Below are 18,339 nucleotides of genomic sequence, written 5' to 3' on the forward strand. Positions count from 1 at the left end.
CCGGCTTCGGGCGGTCACGCTTGCGGCTGCTGCATGAAGCGCTGCAGCGCGTCGATCTCCGGCTGCGAGACCTGGTGTCCGCCGTCGGTGATCAAGGGCTCTACCGCCGCACCCTGCGCCCGCAGCCAGTCGATCAGTGCGTCGGTGAGTGCGGGCGGGCAGATCGGGTCGCGAAGGCCGGCGCTGACGAACACCGGCAGGCCGTCGAGCGCCGGCTGGGGCTTGGGCGTCCAGGGAATCAGCGGGTGCAACAGCGCCACGCGCTCGAATAACCGCGGCTGCTCGAACATCACGGCGGCCAGAATATTGGCGCCGTTGGAATAACCGAGCGCCTGGATCGGCCGGCCGGGATGCGCCTCGCGCGTGGCCCCGATGAAAGCCGCCATGCGCTGGGTGCGTGTGGCCAGATCGGCCATGTCGTAGACGCCTTCGCCGGTGCGCCGGAAAAAACGCAGCGCGCCGCCTTCGGAGACATCGCCGCGTGGGGCCACGATGCCGGCACGCGGCCACATCTGCTGGATCAGGCCGACGAACTGGTGTTCATCGGCCCCGGTGCCGTGAAAGGCCATGACCACCGGCGCATCGGGATCGCCGGCCCGGCGGTAGGCTGTATAGAAGGATTCGGACATGACGGGCTCCGGGGCAACCGAGCCCCACGGCTCGGCTGCGTTGTGGCGATCGATCAGTCGGCGATCGGTTCGAGACGGGACTCGATCCGGTCGCGATACGGCTCGTAGCGCTCGGGCAGCTTGAGCGCCTCGCCGAGATGGGCCGTGTCTTCGTCGCGATCGAAACCCGGTTCGTTGGTGGCGATCTCGAACAGCACGCCGCCCGGCGTACGAAAATAGATCGCCCAGAAATAGTCACGATCGATCACCGGCGTGACCTGATAACCGGTATCCAGCAGCGCCTGGCGCACCTCGGCCTGGGCCGCACGATCCGGCACGGCGAAGGCGATGTGATGCACCGACCCGGCGCCTTGGCGCGAGGCGTCGACGCTGGGCAGCACTTCCACGTCGATGGTGTCCGCGCCGTTGCCGTCGGGCATGACGAAGCGGGTGACCTGATCCTCGCGCTCGGCGCGCTCGTAGCCCATGAATGCCAGCAGCTCGGTGGTGGCGCCGTCATCCTTGAGCCGCAGCCGTGCGCCGGCAAAGCCGTGCACCGCCGACTCGGCCGGAACACCGCCGCCGGTCCAGACCGGGCGCGCGTCGTTGGGCCGCTCGATCAGCGCGAGCGCATCGCCATCCGGGCCGATGAAGCGCAGCCGACGCTGGCCGAACGTGGTGTCGAGCGTCGGTTCCGTTGCGCCCATCGCTGCGAGCCGGTCGGCCCAGAACTCGAGTGCGCCGGGCGCTACGGCGAACTGGATTTCTCCTACTTCGCCGGTGCCCGCCGTGCCGCGGGCGGCATGCGGGAACGGGAAATAGGTCATCACCGAGCCGGGCGTCCCGATCTCGTCGCCGTAGTAGAGATGGTAGACGCTGGGCTCGTCGAAGTTGACCGTTTTCTTGACCCGCCGCAGGCCGAGCGCGTCGGTGAAGAACCGATTGTTGCGATTGGCATCGGCGGCCAGCGAGGTGATGTGATGCAGGCCCTGAATCTGCGTGATCATGCGAGTCGTCCTGCCAGCATGGCGCTGACGTTGTAAGAATCTTCATGATCAATCTAGCAACGCGCCGCCCGACAGAGAATTGGCATAATCCTTTTTATATTATTTCGTGCAGCGCAATAAACGGCATGGACGACTTCAAGGCGTTACGGACCTTTCTGTTGGCGGCGGAGCGCCATAATTTCACTGCGGTGGCCCGTGAACTCGGGGTCACGCCGGCGTCGATCACGCGCACGATCGCGGCGCTGGAACAGGATCTGGGCGTGCAGTTGTTCGTACGCACGACGCGCCGGGTCAGTCTGACCAGCGCCGGCGCGGCCTATGCCGCCCGCCTGCGGCCGGCGATGCAGGCGGTGGAAGACGCCCGCAGCGAATTGATCGATGCCCATCGCGCCGATGCCGGCACGCTGCGTATCAACGCGCCCATGTCGTTCGGCATGCGCGTGCTGCCGGCGGTTCTGGCCGATTTCCGGGCCGCGCATCCGAACATTCGGGCGGAAGTGTCGTTGTCGGACGAAATGGTCGATATCGTCGACGCCGACTTCGACCTGGCCGTGCGGATTTCCGGGCCGCCGTCGGACAAATTCACGATCTGGCGCAAGATCTGCCCGATCGCACGCTATCTGGTCGCCGCGCCGGATACACCGTTCGCTGCCGTGTCCCATCCCAACGAACTGCCGCGCGACGCTTGTCTGGCCTTCAGCCCGGACAGCCGCGGCGAGACCTGGCCGTTGTCGCACGGCACCACCCACGTCGAGATCACGGCCGGGCGGCCGATCTGTGCCAACAACGGCGAGTTTCTGGCGAGCATGGCCGCCGCCGGGCAGGGCGTGGCGCTGTTGCCGGATTTCATCGTGGCCGAGGCGCTGGCGGCCGGCCGGCTGGTGCGGGTGCTGCCCGACTGGGCCCCGCCGCCGATATGGCTGACGCTCTATTACCCGCCATATCATCGACTGCCGCCGCGCGTGGCGGCATTCTCGGATTTCTTCGAATCGCGGATGCAGGCGGGCGAGCGCTCGACGCCCGGTGCGGCGTAGCGAGAACGACTCGCACCGCGGCGCTATCCTGAGCGGCCTGTTTAACCATTGGAGCACGACATGGCGATACGCAAGATCGCGCGCATGGGCCACCCCGTGCTGCGCCAGCCCACTACACCGATCGCCGATCCAACCGACGGCGAGATCCAGCGCCTGATTGCGGACATGAAGGAAACCCTGGCCGACGCCGAGGGCGTCGGACTGGCGGCGCCGCAGGTGTATGCGACGTGGTCGGTGATGATGTTCTTCGTGCCCCCGTCGCGAGCGGCCGAAGACGCGAACGACGACGGCGTGCCGCTGACGGTGCTTGTTAACCCCGAGATCGAACCGATCGGCGACGAGCGCGTCGGCGGCTGGGAAGGCTGCCTGTCGATCCCCGGATTACAGGGCTATGTGCCGCGCTGGCGCCGGATCCGCTACCGCGGGCTCGATGAGCGCGGCGCCCCGATCGAACGCGAGGCGGCCGATTTCCATGCCCGAGTGGTGCAGCACGAATACGATCATCTGCAGGGCGTGCTCTATCCCGAACGCATGACCGACATGACGCAATTCGGTTTCGTCGAGGAGCTGATGCGCCATCCGGCAGGCGCTCCGGACGACGTCTGAGCCGGAGCCCTGTCGACCGCCCGCCGGGCCGCCCGGCCCCATCCAGCGCTGGATGGGGCCGGTTTTCATGGGCGCACTACAGCAGGCCCTAGTTCCACTGCGCGTGGAAGCTGCCGTCCTTGTCGACGCGTTCGAAGGTATGGGCGCCGAAGAAATCACGCTGCGACTGCAGCAGATTGGCCGGCAGCCGCTCGGCGCGATAGCCGTCGTAGTAGGCGATCGCCGAGGCGAAGCAGGGCACCGGCACGCCGGCTTTCACCGCCGTGCCAACGACTTCGCGCAGGGCGTCCTGATAGCGATCGGCGATGTCCTTGAAGTACGGATCGAGCAGCAGGTTGGTCAGCTCGGGGTTGTTTTCATAGGCATCGGTGATCTTCTGCAGGAAGCGCGCGCGGATGATGCAGCCCGCGCGGAAGATGCCGGCGATCGCGCCGTAGTCCAGAGGCCAGTCGTATTCCTCGGCCGCGGCGCGCATCTGGGCGAAGCCCTGAGCATAGGAAATAATCTTGGAGAAGTAGAGCGCCTTGCGCACCGCCTCGATAAACGCCGCCCGATCGCCGACGTCGACCGACGGCTTCGGGCCGGTCAGCTGCTTGGACGCCGCCACGCGCTCGGTCTTGAGCGACGACAGCACGCGTGCGAACACCGATTCGGTGATCAGTGGCAGCGGTACGCCGAGATCCAGCGCGCTCTGACTGGTCCACTTGCCGGTGCCCTTCTGGGCGGCGCGGTCGAGCACCATGTCGACCAGATCGTTGCCGGTTTCGTCGTCCTTCTTAGTGAAGATCTGAGCGGTGATCTCGATCAGGTAGCTGTCGAGTTCGCCGGTGTTCCATTCGGCGAACGTTTCGGCGAGCTCGGCGTTGGACATGCCGACCACATGCTTGAGCATGGCGTAGCTCTCGGAGATGAGCTGCATGTCGCCGTATTCGATGCCGTTGTGCACCATCTTCACGTAGTGGCCGGCGCCGTCCGGGCCGATATAGGTCACGCACGGCGTGCCGTCCGGCGCGCGGGCGGCGATTTCCTCGAGAATCGGGGCGACCATGTCATAGGCTTCTTTTTGCCCGCCAGGCATGATCGACGGGCCCTTGAGCGCGCCTTCCTCGCCGCCGGACACGCCGGTGCCGATGAAGTGCAGGCCCGATTCGGCCAGCTCCTTGTTGCGGCGGATGGTGTCCTGGAAGAAGGTGTTGCCGGCGTCGATCAGGATATCGCCGTCGTCGAGCAGCGGCTTGATCTGCTCGATGACCTTGTCGGTGCCGGCGCCGGCCTTGACCATCATCAGCACCCGGCGCGGTTTCTCCAGCGACTCGACGAACTCCTCGAGCGAGAACGTCGGCACGAGATTGCGCCCTTCGGCTTCGGCCATCACCTCGTCGGTCTTCTCGCGTGAGCGGTTGTAGATCGACACCGCATAGCCGCGGGATTCGATGTTCAAGGCGATATTGCGGCCCATCACGGCCATGCCGATCACGCCGATCTTCTGTTTGCTCATGACAACATCCAGTAGGGGTAAACAGAAAGAAAATACCGAAAAATACCCAGGCTTGTCTGGCTCGGGGGAGCCGTCGAGCCGGGAATACGACGACGATGGCCGCTCCGCGTCGCATGATCGGGGCGGTTTTTCAGCCGGAGCACCATGATTTTGCGCGCCGCGCTTCAGGCCACGTCCTGGCGCTTGTGGCCGCAAAACCGGCGGTCTCGGATCCCGTCCGCCAATGAACGCAAAACAGCGCAAACGGCGGACCGGGATTTCTACCCCGCTGATGCGGCGCACCGTTGCGTGTTTCGGGCTTCGTTCGGCGAAGAAAACAGTCCGCAGATCAACGCAGATTCACGCCGATGCAGTCGTGCGTTCGCGGCGTAGTAGATTCGAGGCGCTAACCCGCGGCGGAATCGGTTAGAACATCTCACTCGAAGACTCTCATCGAGAACGAAGCGCACGCTGGTGTTCGCGCCAACGGCTCATAGCGCCGCCGACACCTAACCGCCATCTGCGTGAATCTGCGTCGATCTGCGGATCAATGTCTTAAGGAACGAAGAGACAGGCCAGACACGGCGCCCCGAGCCCGTGGAGATCAAAAAAACCGGTCCGCGAATGAACGCAAATGAAGCAAATAGCGGGCCCGTATTCCGACTCGGCTGATGCTGGGCGCCGTTGCGCATTCGGGCTTCGTTCGGCGAAGAAAACGATCCGCAGATTGCGCAGATGACACAGATGCGGTTTTGCTTTCGCGGTGTAGCGGATCCGAGGCGCGCTAATCGGCGGCCGCGGAGTCGGCGAGAACATCCAAATCCAAAACTCTCGTTGAGGACGAAGCGCATACAGCCGTTCGCGCCACGAGCCACTCGTTGCCCGAACGCTTAACCGCCATCTGCGTCATCTGCGAAATCTGTGGATAAGTGCTTTAAAGGAACGAAGAGACAGGTCAAGCGGCGCCCAGAGTCCGTGGCGGTCGCAAAACTCAGTCCGCCATTCGCGCTGTTTGCGTTCATTGGCGGACTGAGAATCTGAAATCCCGGCGGATCATCGCCCCGAACGATGGAATGCCATCGGCGTTGACTTGTGGATAAATGAATTCGGTAGCGAAGAAAGCAGTGGCGCGTTATGCCCCTCCGGCTATGTGCTGGACGCGTTCTTCAGCTGATCGATGAAGGCCTGTGCATTCAGCGAGCCCCAGCCGGTGCAGGCATCCCAGCCGGGAACGGCCTGAAAGCCCTCGACTCCGGCAAAACTGTTGTTGCCGGCGGTGATGTCGTTGAACGGCAGGCTCGATGCGTGCTGGTACAGATACTGTGTCAGCCCGGTCAGCGGCTTGCCGCCCTCGTTGGCGCGGGCCTGATTGGCCAGGGCGACGATGGCGGCGAATACCGGGCAGGCGACCGACGTACCGCCGACCACCGTGTTCTTCTGTTGAAACACGATCTGATAGCCGGTGGCCGGATCGGCGTTGAACGCGACATCCGGTAACCCGCGTCCGGACGGGCCGTCCAGCGCGCTCTGGAAATCCGGGCGCGGGAAGACGTTGCTGAAGCCGCCGCCCGTGGCCCCGCCGTTGCGACGGTCCTTGTAGGTCCAGGCGCTTTCGCTGCCGTCGGCCGCCAGCGAGGTGCCGCCCACGGCGACACAGCTCGGGATACTGGCAGGCGCGTCGGCATTACGGCCGGCACTTTCGCCCGGGCCCGGCTGGGTGTGCCGGCCGTAGGCGCCCTGGTCGCCGGAGGCCACGCATACGGTTACCCCAGCGGCATCCAGCTGATCGATCAGATCGCTCCATTCCTTGATCGCCGCGTCGCCGAAGCTGGCTTCGGCATCGCCGTAGGAGATCGACAGCACCGAGGGGGCGTGCTCGCTGTCGTTCAGAACATAGCGCAGGGTTTTCGACATGGCGTCGGAAAAACTCTGGTAATCGCGCCCGCCCGCGGCCTCGTAGACGAGCAGCTTGGCGCCCGGCGCCAGCGCGCCAGCCCATTGTAGATCCAGCGAGGCTTCCTGGTCGGCGCGGCTCTGGCCGTGATCGTTGCGCGTGCCGTCGACGGAAATGAATTCCACGTCCGGGGGCGTGATGTTGTGCATCTGCCAGAACGACTGTGCGTCCGGCAGGCTGAAGCCGTTGGAGAACTCGAGAATGCCGATCGATTGGCCACTACCGTCGAGATGCTCCGGTATGCCATAGGCCTGGCGGATATCACTCGGGTAATAACCCTGGCCGCCGTGCGCGGCGTCCTCGCCGCTGCCAAAAATCGCGTATTTACGCCACATGCTGCACCTCTGCTGTTTGCACTATGCATCGACCCTACAGCAGATGATGCACTGGACCGCATACGGTGATTTACGTAGATTTTCGAGGCCAAATGTTTGATCGAAAGGCTATTTTCTCCGGTGTCATGGTCGAGGTGCCGGCGCTGGATCGAGACGATCGGACCTGATCGGCGCCGTGCCAGTCGTCGTCTCCGGCTGGGCATTGCGTCTTATCAATACGTGCGTGCAGACCAGTGCTAAAGTCCGGGCTGATTCCCGTTGGCGCAGGCCTGCTTATGTCCAATCGACGGCTATGGCTTCGGATTCTGGTGGCGGTGATCGCGGCTGCCCTGGTCGCGGGCTGGTGGTTCGTGCACGGCGATCCCGGCGCTGGCCCGCGCACCCCGTCGACGGCCGCCTCGGCAGGCGGACATTCGCCGCTGGGCGAAGAGACGGTCATGCAGCGCTTCTCGCCAAAGGGCTGCAAGGATCAGTGCCCGACGGTGAAGGTCAGTACCCTGCGATTCGATAATGCGCCCAAGCTGACGGCGACGCTGCGTCGTCAGCTGCTGGGGATGGCCCAGCTCGGGGGCGACAAGCCGCACAAGACGCCATCCGATTTCAAAGCCTATGCCGCCCAGCTGTTCGCCGACAGCGAGGCCATGCGCCGGCAGAATCCGGAGATCGCGCCTTATAGCGCCGACTTCAAGGCAAGGGTGGTGGCCCGGCGAGATGGCGTGCTGGTCGTACGTCTGGATACTTACACGTTTCTCGGCGGGGCCCACGGCATGCCGGTGACCTATTACCGGGTCATCGACGAAGGCCAGCAACGGATTCTGTCGCTGGGCGACATGCTGGAACCGGGCCAACACAAGGCGTTCGAGGCCAAGCTGCGCGCGGCCCATACGCGGTGGGCAAAGCAGCAGCCTTTGGATATGTCGAATTGGCCGTTCACGCCGAGCGACAACGCCGCGCCCGTGGCGGACGGCATGGCGGTGACCTATCAGGCCTACGATATCGGCCCGTATGCCATGGGCCAGCCGACGCTCACGATTCCGTACGACCAGCTCCACGGCATTCTCAAACCGCGTTTCATCCCGGGTAGCAACGCGGACTGAGCCGGATTTCGCTCAGATCCGTATGAACCAGGCCAGGCCGATCAACAAGAGGTCGGCCGCGACAAGGAGGTAGGCGTTGGTGATGAACCACGGGTCGATCATCAGCCCGGTGCCGACCATCCAGGGCACGATAGCTTTCTGACGCGAGCCGTAGGCGAAAAAGCCCATCCCGATCGCGCCGAACAGCACGCTCCAGATCATCAACGCCGAATTATTCATGGTGTGGGCAGCCTGTGGATAAGATGCGCGTCATGGTACGGCAGGCGGGGTTACAGGACGTCTCGACAAGCTATGGCGCGGCGCCGCGCTTTGCGGCAATATCTCGCGGTTATCCTTGCCGCGCCGCGGCTTTTCGATTGCCCATGCACCCCTGTATGACCTGTGGCGCGTGCTGCGCCACCTATCGTGTTGCCTTTCATTGGCTGGAAGCCGAAGCCTCGCCCGCGGGCGCCGGCGTGCCCGTCGAACTGACCGAGCGGCTCGATCCGCATCGGCTGGTGATGCGCGGCACACGCCAGGCGCCGACTCGTTGTGTAGCGCTCGATGCGGTGATCGGCCGTCGAGCCTGTTGCACGATCTACGAGCGTCGCCCGAGCGTGTGTCGCGAAGTCGCCGCCTCCTGGGAGTTCGGCGAAGCCAGCTCGCAGTGTGACCGTGCCCGGGCGGCGCATGGTCTGGCGCCGCTGACGCCCGCCGACTGGGCGTCGCCTGTCCGTCCGGCAGCGGCCGCCAACGACGACAACCGCGATCCGAACTCGCCGCCGGGGTCGCCCGTGGCGGCCTGATCGAATCTATCGTCAACGGCACGGCCCCCTGCTACTGTGATCACATCCGGCGCGGCCGGGTTCGGGGGCGAATCGCTGTTGCAATCGACGAGGCAGGGTCGGCGCGCGAGTTGTGGGGCGCGTTCGGCATCATCCTGTTGTCGTGGTCGAGACAGTCTGCTCGCCATCGGCTCGTGCCGGGGATCTTAATAAACGCACGAAAAGGGAGCCATCGATGAGCGCAACGACCGACGACCAACCCACTCTGCAACGAAGCCTCGGGCTCGGCTCGGTGGTGCTCACCGGGGTGGCCTACATGGCACCGATGATCGTGCTCGGCACGTTCGGTGTCGTGGCGGAGGCCTCCAACGGCACCGTGCCCACCGCGTATATCGTGACGCTCATCGCCATGCTGTTCACGGCCTACAGCTACGGCCGCATGGCGCGCGCCTATCCGGTCTCCGGTTCGGCTTACACCTATGTCGGCAAGGGCATCGGGCCGAAGCTCGGCTTTCTCGCCGGCTGGCTCATCCTGCTGGACTACTTCTTCCTGCCGCTGGTGATCTGGCTGATCGGTGCGGCGTTTCTCTCGCCGGAGTTTCCGGGCGTGCCGAACTGGGTGTGGATTCTCGCCTTCATCGGGCTGACCACCGCGCTCAACATCATCGGCATCAAGGTCGCCACGGGTGTGAACTTCGTGCTCATGGCGTTTCAGATTCTGGTGCTGGTGATCTTCGTGGCACTGAGTTTCGGCCATTTCTTTGCCGGCGATACCGGGGCCACCGCGCTCACGCCGTTCTTCAACCCGCAGACCTCGGTGGCGGCGATCTCGGCCGGCGCGGCGCTGGCGGCTTATTCGTTCATCGGCTTCGATGCGGTGACCACGCTCACCGAGGAAACCAAGGACCCGAAACGTAATATCCCGCGGGCGGTGGTCATCACCGCGCTGATCGGTGGCGTGGTGTTCATCATCACCAGTTATGCGGTGGAGCTGGCGCATCCGGGCACGCACTTCAAGGAAACCGACTCGGCGGCCTATGAAATTGCGATGACGATCGGCGGCAACCTGTTCGCTTCATTGTTCATCGCCGGCATGGTCGTCACCCAGTTCTGCTCGGGCATCGCCGCGCAGGCCACCGCCTCGCGCCTGCTTTATGCCATGGGTCGCGACGGTGTGCTGCCCAAGCGCGTATTCGCGTACGTGGCGCCCAAGCTGCATACCCCGGTGTTCAGCATCGCGTTGATCGGCATCGTTGGCCTGGCCGCGGTCTGGATGAGCGTGAGTACCTCGACCTCGTTCATCAACTTCGGCGCCTTCAGTGCGTTCACGCTCGTGAACCTGAGTGTGATCGTGCATTTCTGGCGTGAACGCTCGACCACCGACGTCGGCAGCATCATTGGTTGGTTGATCGTGCCGTTGATCGGCGCCGCGATCGATGCCTATCTGTTGTTCAGCCTCGACACGCCGGCACATGTGGTCGGTGGCATCTGGCTGCTACTGGGCCTCGGCATGCTGGCCTGGCTGACGCGTGGCTTCAGCCAGGCGCCGCCCGAGATGGCGATCGGGGAATAACGATCCCGGGCCGCCCGCGTATCCGGCGCGGGCGGCAGGCATGCCGGGCCTGTTATCCGTTCATGCGCCAGAAATCCAGGCTATAACGGACCTGCCGGCGTAAGGCGGCCCATTGATCGTCGTCGACCGGCGGTGTGGCCGGGCCGTTCTCCGGCAGCACGATCTCGATCATGATCGGGCCGGCGAACCCGATTCGGTCGAGCACGCGGCGTTGGGCCCCGAAATCGATGTGGCCCACGCCGATGCCGCCGCGGTTCGAATCGGCGATGTGGTAGCCGGCGAGCGCGTCGCCGTGAGTCTCGAGCGCATCTTCCGGATCGGTTTCTTCGATGTTCATGTGGAAGCTGTCGAGCACGAGCCCCAGCTTGGCCTCCGTCACATCGTCGCGCAGTCGGCGAGCGGCTGCGGCCGTGCGTACCACGGGGCTTTCGTAGCGGTTGATCGCTTCGTACACCAGATCCATGCCGGCGTCGTGGGCGTGGGTGCCGAGCGTATTGCAGTATTCGACCAGACGGGCCCGGGCCGTATCGGCGTCGGTCTCGTGGCGCACCCATGAGCCGAGCCCCTGCAGTGCCACCCGGGGACACTCGAGTTCGGCCGCGAAGTCGATCACGCGCCGGTAATAATCGATCGCGCCTTCGCGGCTTGTCTGTGCCGGCTCTGCCGATGCGCCGTAATACGGGTCCAGCCCCAACAGTTTCAGGCCGTGATCGTCCAGAGCACGACGGATCTCGGCGGCCGTTGGGCCCGCGCGATGGTCGCCGGAATACTGCAGACCGTCCAGGCCGAGATCGGCACATTCCGCGGCCAGTGCGGCCGGGTCGTGATCGAGCCCGAGGGTCCAGCTGCAAATGCCGATGGGGTTGTTCGGATGTTTCATGGCGCCGCCGGCGATCGTGAATGACAGCTCTCATTCAAGCACGATCGGCGTCACACGATGGCGCCGGGCACAATCGAGCGGCAGGCTCGTCAATCGGCGATTCGCGGTACCGGCAGACGCCAGCCGTGGCGCAGCGCCATGAAGCGCAACCCGAAGCACAAGGCCGCGCCGGCGATGGCGGTAATAGCTGGCGGCAGACCGAGCACGGCGCCGACCACGACGACCGCGGCCCCGGCCAACGCGGCCACGGCATAGAGTTCGGCATGCAAGACCGCGGGAATACGCGCGAGTAGGACATCGCGCACGATGCCGCCGCCGATGCCGGTGAGCATGCCGAGCACCGCGGCCATCACCGGATGCAGCCCGAAATCCAGCGCCTTGCGGGCGCCGACCACCGCAAACAGGCCGAGCCCGGCGGCATCGAAGATCGACACCGGGCTCTGGACGCGTTCGACCAGACGGTGCCCGAAAAAAGCCACGAGGGCAGCGATCAGCGAGACCACGACATAACGCCAGTGGCCGATGGCGGCCGGCGGCGCTGCGCCGATCAACAGATCGCGTAGGATACCGCCGGCGTTGCCGGCTGCGAACGCCAGCACGGCGACGCCGAACACGTCGAGCCGCTTGTTCACGCCGGCCATCGCGCCGCTGATCGCGAACACGAACGTGCCGGCCAGATCCAGCACCGGCAACAACGTATTCACGAGGCGCGCCGCGCCGGCTGGCGACGTTGACGCACCGCGAACCGAGCCACGCAGCCGGTGACCACGATGCGGACATCGTCGAAGCGCGCTTCGAGGGCGTCGCGCAGGTCGATCAGGCTGTCGTCGGCGTTATCGAAGATGCCGCGCTCGTTGTAGAACGCCATCAACTGTGTCGCGGCCGCCGATGGACGCACGCCCTGCGCCAGGATGGTCGCCCCGAACAGCACCCCGCCTGGCGCCAGATACGGCATCAGGTGATCGAAGGCTGCGGCCTTGTCCGGGATCGGGCCGGGCAGGCAATGCAGCAGGTAGTTCATGGCGATCGAGCCGAAGGGTTGGGTGTCGACCTCGATCGGTGCCAGAACATCCACTTGCTCAGCGCGAGGGGCATAGCGTTCGATGCGCCCGGCGGCATGCGCCAGGGCTTCGGGGTTCAAATCGAACAGCGCCAGACGGGGCTTGGGGACCGGGAAACGACACTGGTCCAGGAAATAACCCGTGCCCACGCCCACGTCGAGATGAGCCGCCGCCACGTGGCGTTGGTAATCGGCCCGCAGTTTGGCGGTCGGGCAGCGCCAGACCCATCGGTTCGACAGGCGCAGCACCACGGTGTCGTACAACGCCAGGTTGCGCCGCGTATAGATCGCCTGGCCGGCATGCGTGGACGGGGTAGGTGCGTTCATAGCGTCGACGGTGGCAGACGCACCAGATTCGCGTGCCGGTTATCCGTCGTCAAGATCGGTCGTCGCACCCGGAGAGCTTAGTGCTCGGCTGGTTGATCACGTATTCACGCGGTCCACGGACCAGGCGATGGCTGTGGTTGCCGGTCGAGATCATCAGGCCGACCCGTGAGGGCGCCGACTCGCACGAACCCTCAGCAGCGCTGGCGTCATGACGCTGCCGCTCGCCGGGCCGGCGCAAGAAAATCAGCACCACCGACCCGGGCGATAGCGCCGAGCCTGTTTCATCGGGTATCGGTTTTCTCGATGAGACGCATACGAGAAGCGCGGTGGAATGGTGGCTGGTCCCGTTCGGGCCGGGATCGGTACCGTCGCGCAATGCCGAGAAAGATTCGGCGTGCCTGGTGGATGGTACGGGTTATTACGCACAAATCTGCCGAGGCGATCGCTTCGCAGGACATAGTGCGACCTTGAAATCGCGACGATACCGGCACGGGAATGGATTAGACCGTTTGCTTTTTGCTCGAAAACACCGTAATTAGTATTTCCCTCGATACTAGATAGACGGCCCTGTGCCGCGACAGGAGATACTCGATGCGTTTCAATCAACGCTCCGCCAAACCCGCGTTCATCGCCACTGGCCTCGTGGCTGCCGTGGTCGGTCTTACGGCCACCAGCATGGCCATGGCCGCCAGCACGAAGAACGAAACGGCCCCGAGCAAGACCGTCAGTACCAAGGCAGTCAACAAAGCCGGTACGAATACGATGAGCTCGCGCATGGCGCCAACGCAGAACACCAAGGGCACGGGCGCCAACCCCGAGGCGAATACCGCGCCTACAACCGGCAGCGCTAAAGCGATGAAGAAGATGCCGAACGACAAGATGAAGGGCGATTCGAATATGCCGCGCATGGCGCCGACCCAGAACACGAAAGCCACCGGTACCAACCCGAAGGCGAACGACTGATCGAAGGTCGGTACGAAACGGCCATAGGCCCAAAAAAAGCCGGGTTCATCTGAACCCGGCTTTTTATTTGGAGACGTCGAAAGCAACCGCGTGTCAGCTGTTGTTCGCCGGGTTAATTTTTTCGATCGCTCTCGGTTCGACGCTGGGTGCAACTCCAGATGCTCTGGTAATCGGGCGAATAATGATCGATACAGTATTTCGCCGCCCGCGCGATCGGCGTATCCGGCCCACGGCCCGAAAAGAGGTCGTTTTCCTTGATACCGTGATCCGTCAGGAACTGGCGGAACGCCATATGATTGCGGGTCTGCAGCTGCTGACAGAGCAGATATGTTTCGCGGTCGTTGGGCCATTGGCGCAGACAAGCGAGGCCGGAATCGGGAGGTTGCGCTTGAGCGGGTGTCGGTACGGCCGCGTTGGTGGTGAGCGAGGCCACCAGCAGTAGACCGACGTACACGACGCCGCCTCCCCATCGTGCTGCGAGGCGTGTATTCATGGTCGGTCCCACCTGCCGGCGCCGCCCGCGGGGCGCCTGGTGCACAGCGTGCTTCATCGCTTGAAGATGCGCTTTTCGTCGATGTCGCGCAAGATGCCGAGATGTCTTGCGAGGCAGCCCGCAAGTGCTGCTCGCGATTGCAATTGCGAGTGCGCGGCTACGGGGCGGCGAACTCGATCCGGGTGCCATCCCAGCGCAACACGCGATCGGCCCGATGGGCGCTGGCCACGATGCGCTCGGCATTGGGCCGGTCGGTCGCGACCATCCAGGCGCGGGCCTCGGCCTCGCCGCGGCCGAAGCGCATATGCCGGGCCACCAGCCATTCCTCGCGCAGCGGCGTATCCACATCCAGATACCAGACGGCATCGAGCTGGGCGGCCACATCGGGCCAGGGGGCATCGTCCAGCAGCAGATAATTGCCTTCGGTGATCACCAGAGGCGTCTCCGGTGCCACGGCCAGGCTCGCCGCGATCGGTTCCTCGATCTCGCGGTAGAACCCGGGCGCATAAACGATTTCGTTGCGTTCTGCCGCGGCGCGAATACGGCCCAGAAGCGCGCGGTAACCGTCGGCGTCGAAGGTATCCGGGGCGCCCTTGCGGTCCGCACGGCCCAGGATGTCCAGCTGGTGCTGCGACAAATGGAATCCGTCCATCGGCACGCTCGATGCGCGCTCGCCGAGCGCGCGCGCCAGCGCCAGTGCCAGCGTCGACTTGCCGGCCGCGGGGGCGCCCACAATCCCGAGCAGGCGTCGCTGCGGTCCGCCGGCCAAGGCCTGCACAGCCTCGAGAACGGCAGGGTCGAGCGTGATGCGGTCGTCGATCGTGTCGCGGCTCATGATGGTGTTTCTTGGCAAGGGGTGCGGGCTAGTCGGCCGATCAGTATTGCGAAGGCGCCCAGCGCCTGCAATGCGCCAACGTGTTGCAGGGCACGGTGGCCTGTCCGATATTGGTTCGTCGAATCCGGACCGTAGCGTACGCAGCCATGTCGAATCCTGTATCTCGTTCTTCTTCCACCTCGCCGTCGGGGCGGACGGCCCTGGTCACCGGGGGCGCCAACGGTATCGGGTTGGCCGTGGTGGAGGCCCTGCGAGCCCGCGGCGATGACGTGCTTGTCGTCGACCTGCCGGCCGCCGAACCGGAGGGCGCCGAGGCGCTGGGCGCGGCTTTCTTCGCGGCCGATCTCACCTCGGGCGAGGCTTGTCGCGACGCGGTCGCCGAGGCGATACGCCGATTCGGCCGGCTCGACATCCTGGTCAACAATGCCGGTATTCAGCACGTCGCCGATATCGAAAGCTTCCCCGAAGACCGCTGGCGGACGATGATCGATTTGATGCTCACCGCCCCGTTCGTACTCACCCAGGCCGCTTGGCCCCACATGCGGGCGGCCGGTTGGGGCCGGATCGTGAATATGGCCTCCATCCACGCCAAGGTCGCATCGCCGGGCAAGGCGGCCTATGTGAGTGCCAAGCACGGTTTGATCGGGCTCACCCGCACCGCGGCCCTGGAAGGGGGCGAACACGGCATTACCGTGAATGCGCTATGCCCGGCCTATGTGCGCAGCCGTCTGGTCGAAAACCAGGTGGCCGATCAGGCGAAATTGCACGGTATGGACGAAGACGCCGTCATAAGCGACATCATGCTGGCCGGTGCGGCCATCAAGCGCTTGATCGAGCCGGCGGAAGTGGCCGCAACCGTGGCGTATCTGGCCTCCGATGCCGCGGCGGCCGTAACGGGCGCGGCTTGGGATATGGACTTGGGCTGGACGGCGCGTTGATCGGGCCGCTGTTATTTTGACGAGAAATGGCCATGCAATAGGCCAGCGTATAGGTAACGATGAATGTCGGCACTCGGTGTGCGATTATTTTATTTATAATTATATTGTTATCGGTTTTTCTCTGCGTTCTGACCGATCGATTTTTCGGGGCATCGCCGTGCAATTTGCTCGTATCGCAGGCGATATTAAAGCCGCATTCATGAGTCCTCCCGAATACTCTGCCCCGTTGTAATTTCCGCCCGCCAAAGCGGCGGTGATTCGAACAAGAACGGGAGAGCGTCATGATCAAACAGATTCTGGGTTCCGTGGCTATTGCCGCCACCTTGATCGGCTCGAATGCCGCCTTTGCGGGCGACACGCTGGATGCGGCCATCGGCGGTGGTCTCGGCGGCGCGGCCGGTGCCGCGGTGGGCAATGAAGTGGCCGGACGCGACGGCGCCATCATTGGCGGTGCGCTCGGCGGTGCCGGCGGCGCCGCAATCACGACGCGCGGCGACGACCATCATGATGACCGCTATCGGCACGATCACGATCGTTACCGCCACTACGATCGTGACGATCATCGTCACGACTATCGTGGCCATGGCTGCCCGCCGGGCCTGGCCAAGCAGGGTCGTTGCTGATCGACTTTCTGCTATAAAAAACGGCAGCCCTCGGGCTGCCGTTTTTTTCGTGTGCTGAACGCGATGCGCGTGATTATTCGGCGATCATCACCGACTTGATATTCACGAACTCGCGCATGCCGAAGCCGCCATGCTCACGGCCGTAGCCGCTGTCCTTGACGCCGCCGAACGGCAGTTCCGGCTGGGCCATGTTGTAGCCGTTGACGTTGACCATGCCGGTATCGAACAGATCGCGGGCAATATGAACGGCGCGCTCGCGGTTGCCGGAAAACACGCCGCCGCCGAGGCCGTAGCGTGAGTCGTTGGCTACGCGAATCGCCTCGGCCTCGTCCGCGACGCGAATCAGCACCGCGACCGGGCCGAACAGTTCTTCTTCGTAGGCCGGCGTGCCGGCGGTGACATCCTCCAGTAGCGTGACCGGATAGAAGCTGCCGGGCCCCTTGGGCAATTCGCCGCCCAGCGTGCAGGTCGCGCCGGCCTTGATCGAACGCTGGACCTGATCGTGCAGATTGTCGCGCAGATCCGCACGCGCCAGCGGGCCCAGCGCGGTCTCGGGATCGCTCGGGTCGCCGAATTCGATCGCCGACAGTTGTTCCACGAGACGCCGCCGGAATTCGTCGTAGATCGCATCGACCACGATGAAACGCTTGGCTGCGATACAGGTCTGGCCTGCGTTGTAGATACGGCCCTGCACACAGGCTGCGACCGCGCTGTCGAGATCGGCATCCTCGAGAATCATGTAGGCATCGTTACTGCCCAGTTCCAGTACCGATTTCTTCAGGCAGGCCGCAGCCTTGGCGCCGACCGCGCGGCCGGCCGCCGGGCTGCCGGTCAGGGTGACCCCGCGCACGTAATCGTTCTCGATCAGGCGCTCGGTCTGGTCGGTATCGATCAGCAGCACGGTGAACACGCCTTCAGGCAGGCCGGCGTCGATGAACAGTTTTTCCAGGGCCAGCGCGGTACCCCAGACGTTGGGCGCGTGTTTGAGCAGCACTGCGTTGCCCGCGATGATGCTGGCGATGGCATAGCGCACGACCTGGTAGACCGGGAAATTCCAGGGCTGGATGCCCAGGATCACCCCGATCGGCTGATAGGTGATCAGCCCGCGCCCGCCGTCGAAATCGCGTTCCTCGTCGCCGAGCACCTCGTCGGCGTGGTCGGCGCTATAGTCACAGATCGCCGCGCACAGGCCGGTTTCGCCGCCGCACTGGGAAATCGGCTTGCCCATCTCGCGGGTCATCAGCTCAGCGAGTTCGGACTCGCGTTCCCGCAGCAGCGCGCCGATACGACGCACGATCTCGCCGCGCTCGGCCAGCGGCACGGCCCGCCACTGTTCGAAGGCGGCATGGGCGGCGGCCACTTTGGTGTCCGCGATTTCGTCGCTCATCAGGGGATAGGTCTCGATGACCTCGCCGGTCGCGGGATTGATCGTCTGAATGCTGCGTTCCACGGTCGAGTCCGGGGCTACGAATGGTGGCCTCAGTGTACGCCGGAAAATGTGATCACAAAATACAGTGGGCGTATACAGCGACCCGGTTTGGCGCGTTTTGCCCCCGCGTTCGATAATGCGACAAAGACCGACGGAGAAGCGTGTGACGACATTCTGGACGGTGGTTGCGGTAGTCGTGGTGATCGCGATCGTGGCGGTTCTGTTCTTCTGGTATCAGAACCGCCGCGCCAGGGAATCCATGAGCCATGTCGATCGAAGCAAGCTCAAGGACCTCGACGACGACGGCTGGGACGACTGGTAGCTCAGCCATGCGGC

The 18,339-nt window shown here is 64.3% G+C and carries 20 protein-coding genes; 9 read left to right on the forward strand and 11 right to left on the reverse strand.

The window, feature by feature from the left end:
• Window positions 1-14 precede the first annotated feature (14 nt).
• Both C41B8_RS10670 and C41B8_RS10675 read right to left on the reverse strand, forming a co-directional pair.
• On the reverse strand, window positions 15-629 hold the full coding sequence (locus tag C41B8_RS10670) for an alpha/beta hydrolase (protein WP_037337700.1): 615 nt from the start codon (window positions 627-629) through the stop codon (window positions 15-17).
• Window positions 630-682: 53 nt separating this feature from the next.
• Window positions 683-1,615, reverse strand: coding sequence for a VOC family protein (locus C41B8_RS10675; protein WP_037337703.1), 933 nt, complete (start codon window positions 1,613-1,615; stop codon window positions 683-685).
• 125 nt (window positions 1,616-1,740) lie between these two features.
• Between C41B8_RS10675 and C41B8_RS10680 the strand changes: the two genes are divergently transcribed.
• A complete protein-coding gene (locus tag C41B8_RS10680; protein ID WP_037337706.1) occupies window positions 1,741-2,649 on the forward strand; it encodes a LysR family transcriptional regulator in 909 nt (302 codons plus the stop codon).
• A gap of 60 nt (window positions 2,650-2,709) precedes the next feature.
• Window positions 2,710-3,255 carry a peptide deformylase gene (gene def / locus C41B8_RS10685; RefSeq protein WP_051883388.1) on the forward strand — a complete coding sequence of 182 codons (546 nt, stop codon included), beginning with the start codon at window positions 2,710-2,712 and terminating at the stop codon, window positions 3,253-3,255.
• An 88-nt stretch (window positions 3,256-3,343) separates the two neighbouring features.
• On the opposite strand, the gene gndA is transcribed toward def, so the two are convergent.
• Complete coding sequence (gene gndA / locus C41B8_RS10690) at window positions 3,344-4,753, reverse strand: NADP-dependent phosphogluconate dehydrogenase (RefSeq protein WP_037337709.1); 1,410 nt, start codon at window positions 4,751-4,753, stop codon at window positions 3,344-3,346.
• Between the two features lie 1,125 nt (window positions 4,754-5,878).
• Window positions 5,879-7,021, reverse strand: a complete 1,143-nt coding sequence (locus C41B8_RS10695) for a S53 family peptidase (protein ID WP_051883389.1) — start codon at window positions 7,019-7,021, stop codon at window positions 5,879-5,881.
• Between the two features lie 275 nt (window positions 7,022-7,296).
• Here C41B8_RS10695 and C41B8_RS10700 point away from each other — a divergent pair, with 275 nt between their 5' ends.
• On the forward strand, window positions 7,297-8,118 hold the full coding sequence (locus C41B8_RS10700) for a DUF3298 and DUF4163 domain-containing protein (protein WP_051883390.1): 822 nt from the start codon (window positions 7,297-7,299) through the stop codon (window positions 8,116-8,118).
• Window positions 8,119-8,130: 12 nt separating this feature from the next.
• Here the strand turns inward: C41B8_RS10700 and C41B8_RS10705 are convergent, their stop codons facing one another.
• Window positions 8,131-8,337, reverse strand: coding sequence for a hypothetical protein (locus C41B8_RS10705; RefSeq protein ID WP_037337711.1), 207 nt, complete (start codon window positions 8,335-8,337; stop codon window positions 8,131-8,133).
• Between the two features lie 143 nt (window positions 8,338-8,480).
• Here C41B8_RS10705 and C41B8_RS10710 point away from each other — a divergent pair, with 143 nt between their 5' ends.
• Window positions 8,481-8,903 carry a YkgJ family cysteine cluster protein gene (locus C41B8_RS10710; protein ID WP_198025154.1) on the forward strand — a complete coding sequence of 141 codons (423 nt, stop codon included), beginning with the start codon at window positions 8,481-8,483 and terminating at the stop codon, window positions 8,901-8,903.
• A 214-nt stretch (window positions 8,904-9,117) separates the two neighbouring features.
• Complete coding sequence (locus tag C41B8_RS10715) at window positions 9,118-10,455, forward strand: APC family permease (protein ID WP_037337715.1); 1,338 nt, start codon at window positions 9,118-9,120, stop codon at window positions 10,453-10,455.
• Between the two features lie 52 nt (window positions 10,456-10,507).
• On the opposite strand, the gene C41B8_RS10720 is transcribed toward C41B8_RS10715, so the two are convergent.
• The 3 genes from C41B8_RS10720 to C41B8_RS10730 form a co-directional block, all read right to left on the reverse strand.
• Window positions 10,508-11,335, reverse strand: a complete 828-nt coding sequence (locus C41B8_RS10720; RefSeq protein WP_051883391.1) for a sugar phosphate isomerase/epimerase family protein — start codon at window positions 11,333-11,335, stop codon at window positions 10,508-10,510.
• A gap of 89 nt (window positions 11,336-11,424) precedes the next feature.
• Entirely contained in the window at window positions 11,425-12,039 is a 615-nt protein-coding gene (locus tag C41B8_RS10725; RefSeq protein WP_037337718.1) for a trimeric intracellular cation channel family protein, read from the reverse strand.
• Window positions 12,036-12,722 (reverse strand): class I SAM-dependent methyltransferase, encoded by a 687-nt coding sequence (locus tag C41B8_RS10730; protein ID WP_037337726.1) that lies wholly within the window; start codon window positions 12,720-12,722, stop codon window positions 12,036-12,038. The genes C41B8_RS10725 and C41B8_RS10730 overlap by 4 nt, the downstream gene beginning before the upstream one ends.
• Before the next feature lie 591 nt (window positions 12,723-13,313).
• On the opposite strand from C41B8_RS10730, the gene C41B8_RS10735 reads away from it, so the two are divergent.
• On the forward strand, window positions 13,314-13,685 hold the full coding sequence (locus C41B8_RS10735; protein WP_037337728.1) for a hypothetical protein: 372 nt from the start codon (window positions 13,314-13,316) through the stop codon (window positions 13,683-13,685).
• Window positions 13,686-13,797: 112 nt separating this feature from the next.
• On the opposite strand, the gene C41B8_RS10740 is transcribed toward C41B8_RS10735, so the two are convergent.
• Together C41B8_RS10740 and C41B8_RS10745 are read right to left on the reverse strand one after the other, a co-directional pair.
• Window positions 13,798-14,178 (reverse strand): hypothetical protein, encoded by a 381-nt coding sequence (locus tag C41B8_RS10740; protein WP_156962508.1) that lies wholly within the window; start codon window positions 14,176-14,178, stop codon window positions 13,798-13,800.
• 157 nt (window positions 14,179-14,335) lie between these two features.
• On the reverse strand, window positions 14,336-15,013 hold the full coding sequence (locus C41B8_RS10745; RefSeq protein ID WP_051883392.1) for a nucleoside/nucleotide kinase family protein: 678 nt from the start codon (window positions 15,011-15,013) through the stop codon (window positions 14,336-14,338).
• A 146-nt stretch (window positions 15,014-15,159) separates the two neighbouring features.
• Between C41B8_RS10745 and C41B8_RS10750 the strand changes: the two genes are divergently transcribed.
• Both C41B8_RS10750 and C41B8_RS10755 read left to right on the forward strand, forming a co-directional pair.
• Window positions 15,160-15,951 carry a 3-hydroxybutyrate dehydrogenase gene (locus tag C41B8_RS10750; protein WP_037337732.1) on the forward strand — a complete coding sequence of 264 codons (792 nt, stop codon included), beginning with the start codon at window positions 15,160-15,162 and terminating at the stop codon, window positions 15,949-15,951.
• Between the two features lie 281 nt (window positions 15,952-16,232).
• A complete protein-coding gene (locus C41B8_RS10755; RefSeq protein ID WP_037337736.1) occupies window positions 16,233-16,574 on the forward strand; it encodes a hypothetical protein in 342 nt (113 codons plus the stop codon).
• A 73-nt stretch (window positions 16,575-16,647) separates the two neighbouring features.
• Here C41B8_RS10755 and C41B8_RS10760 read toward each other — a convergent pair whose 3' ends face one another.
• Window positions 16,648-18,024, reverse strand: coding sequence for an NAD-dependent succinate-semialdehyde dehydrogenase (locus C41B8_RS10760; RefSeq protein ID WP_037337738.1), 1,377 nt, complete (start codon window positions 18,022-18,024; stop codon window positions 16,648-16,650).
• Window positions 18,025-18,166: 142 nt separating this feature from the next.
• On the opposite strand from C41B8_RS10760, the gene C41B8_RS20480 reads away from it, so the two are divergent.
• The gene (locus C41B8_RS20480; protein ID WP_156962509.1) at window positions 18,167-18,325 is read left to right on the forward strand and encodes a hypothetical protein; all 159 of its coding nucleotides are present in this window, start codon (window positions 18,167-18,169) and stop codon (window positions 18,323-18,325) included.
• Window positions 18,326-18,339: the final 14 nt, after the last annotated feature.

Origin of the sequence: Salinisphaera hydrothermalis C41B8 (genome assembly GCF_000732535.1) — a bacterium.
Taxonomy (GTDB): domain Bacteria; phylum Pseudomonadota; class Gammaproteobacteria; order Nevskiales; family Salinisphaeraceae; genus Salinisphaera; species Salinisphaera hydrothermalis.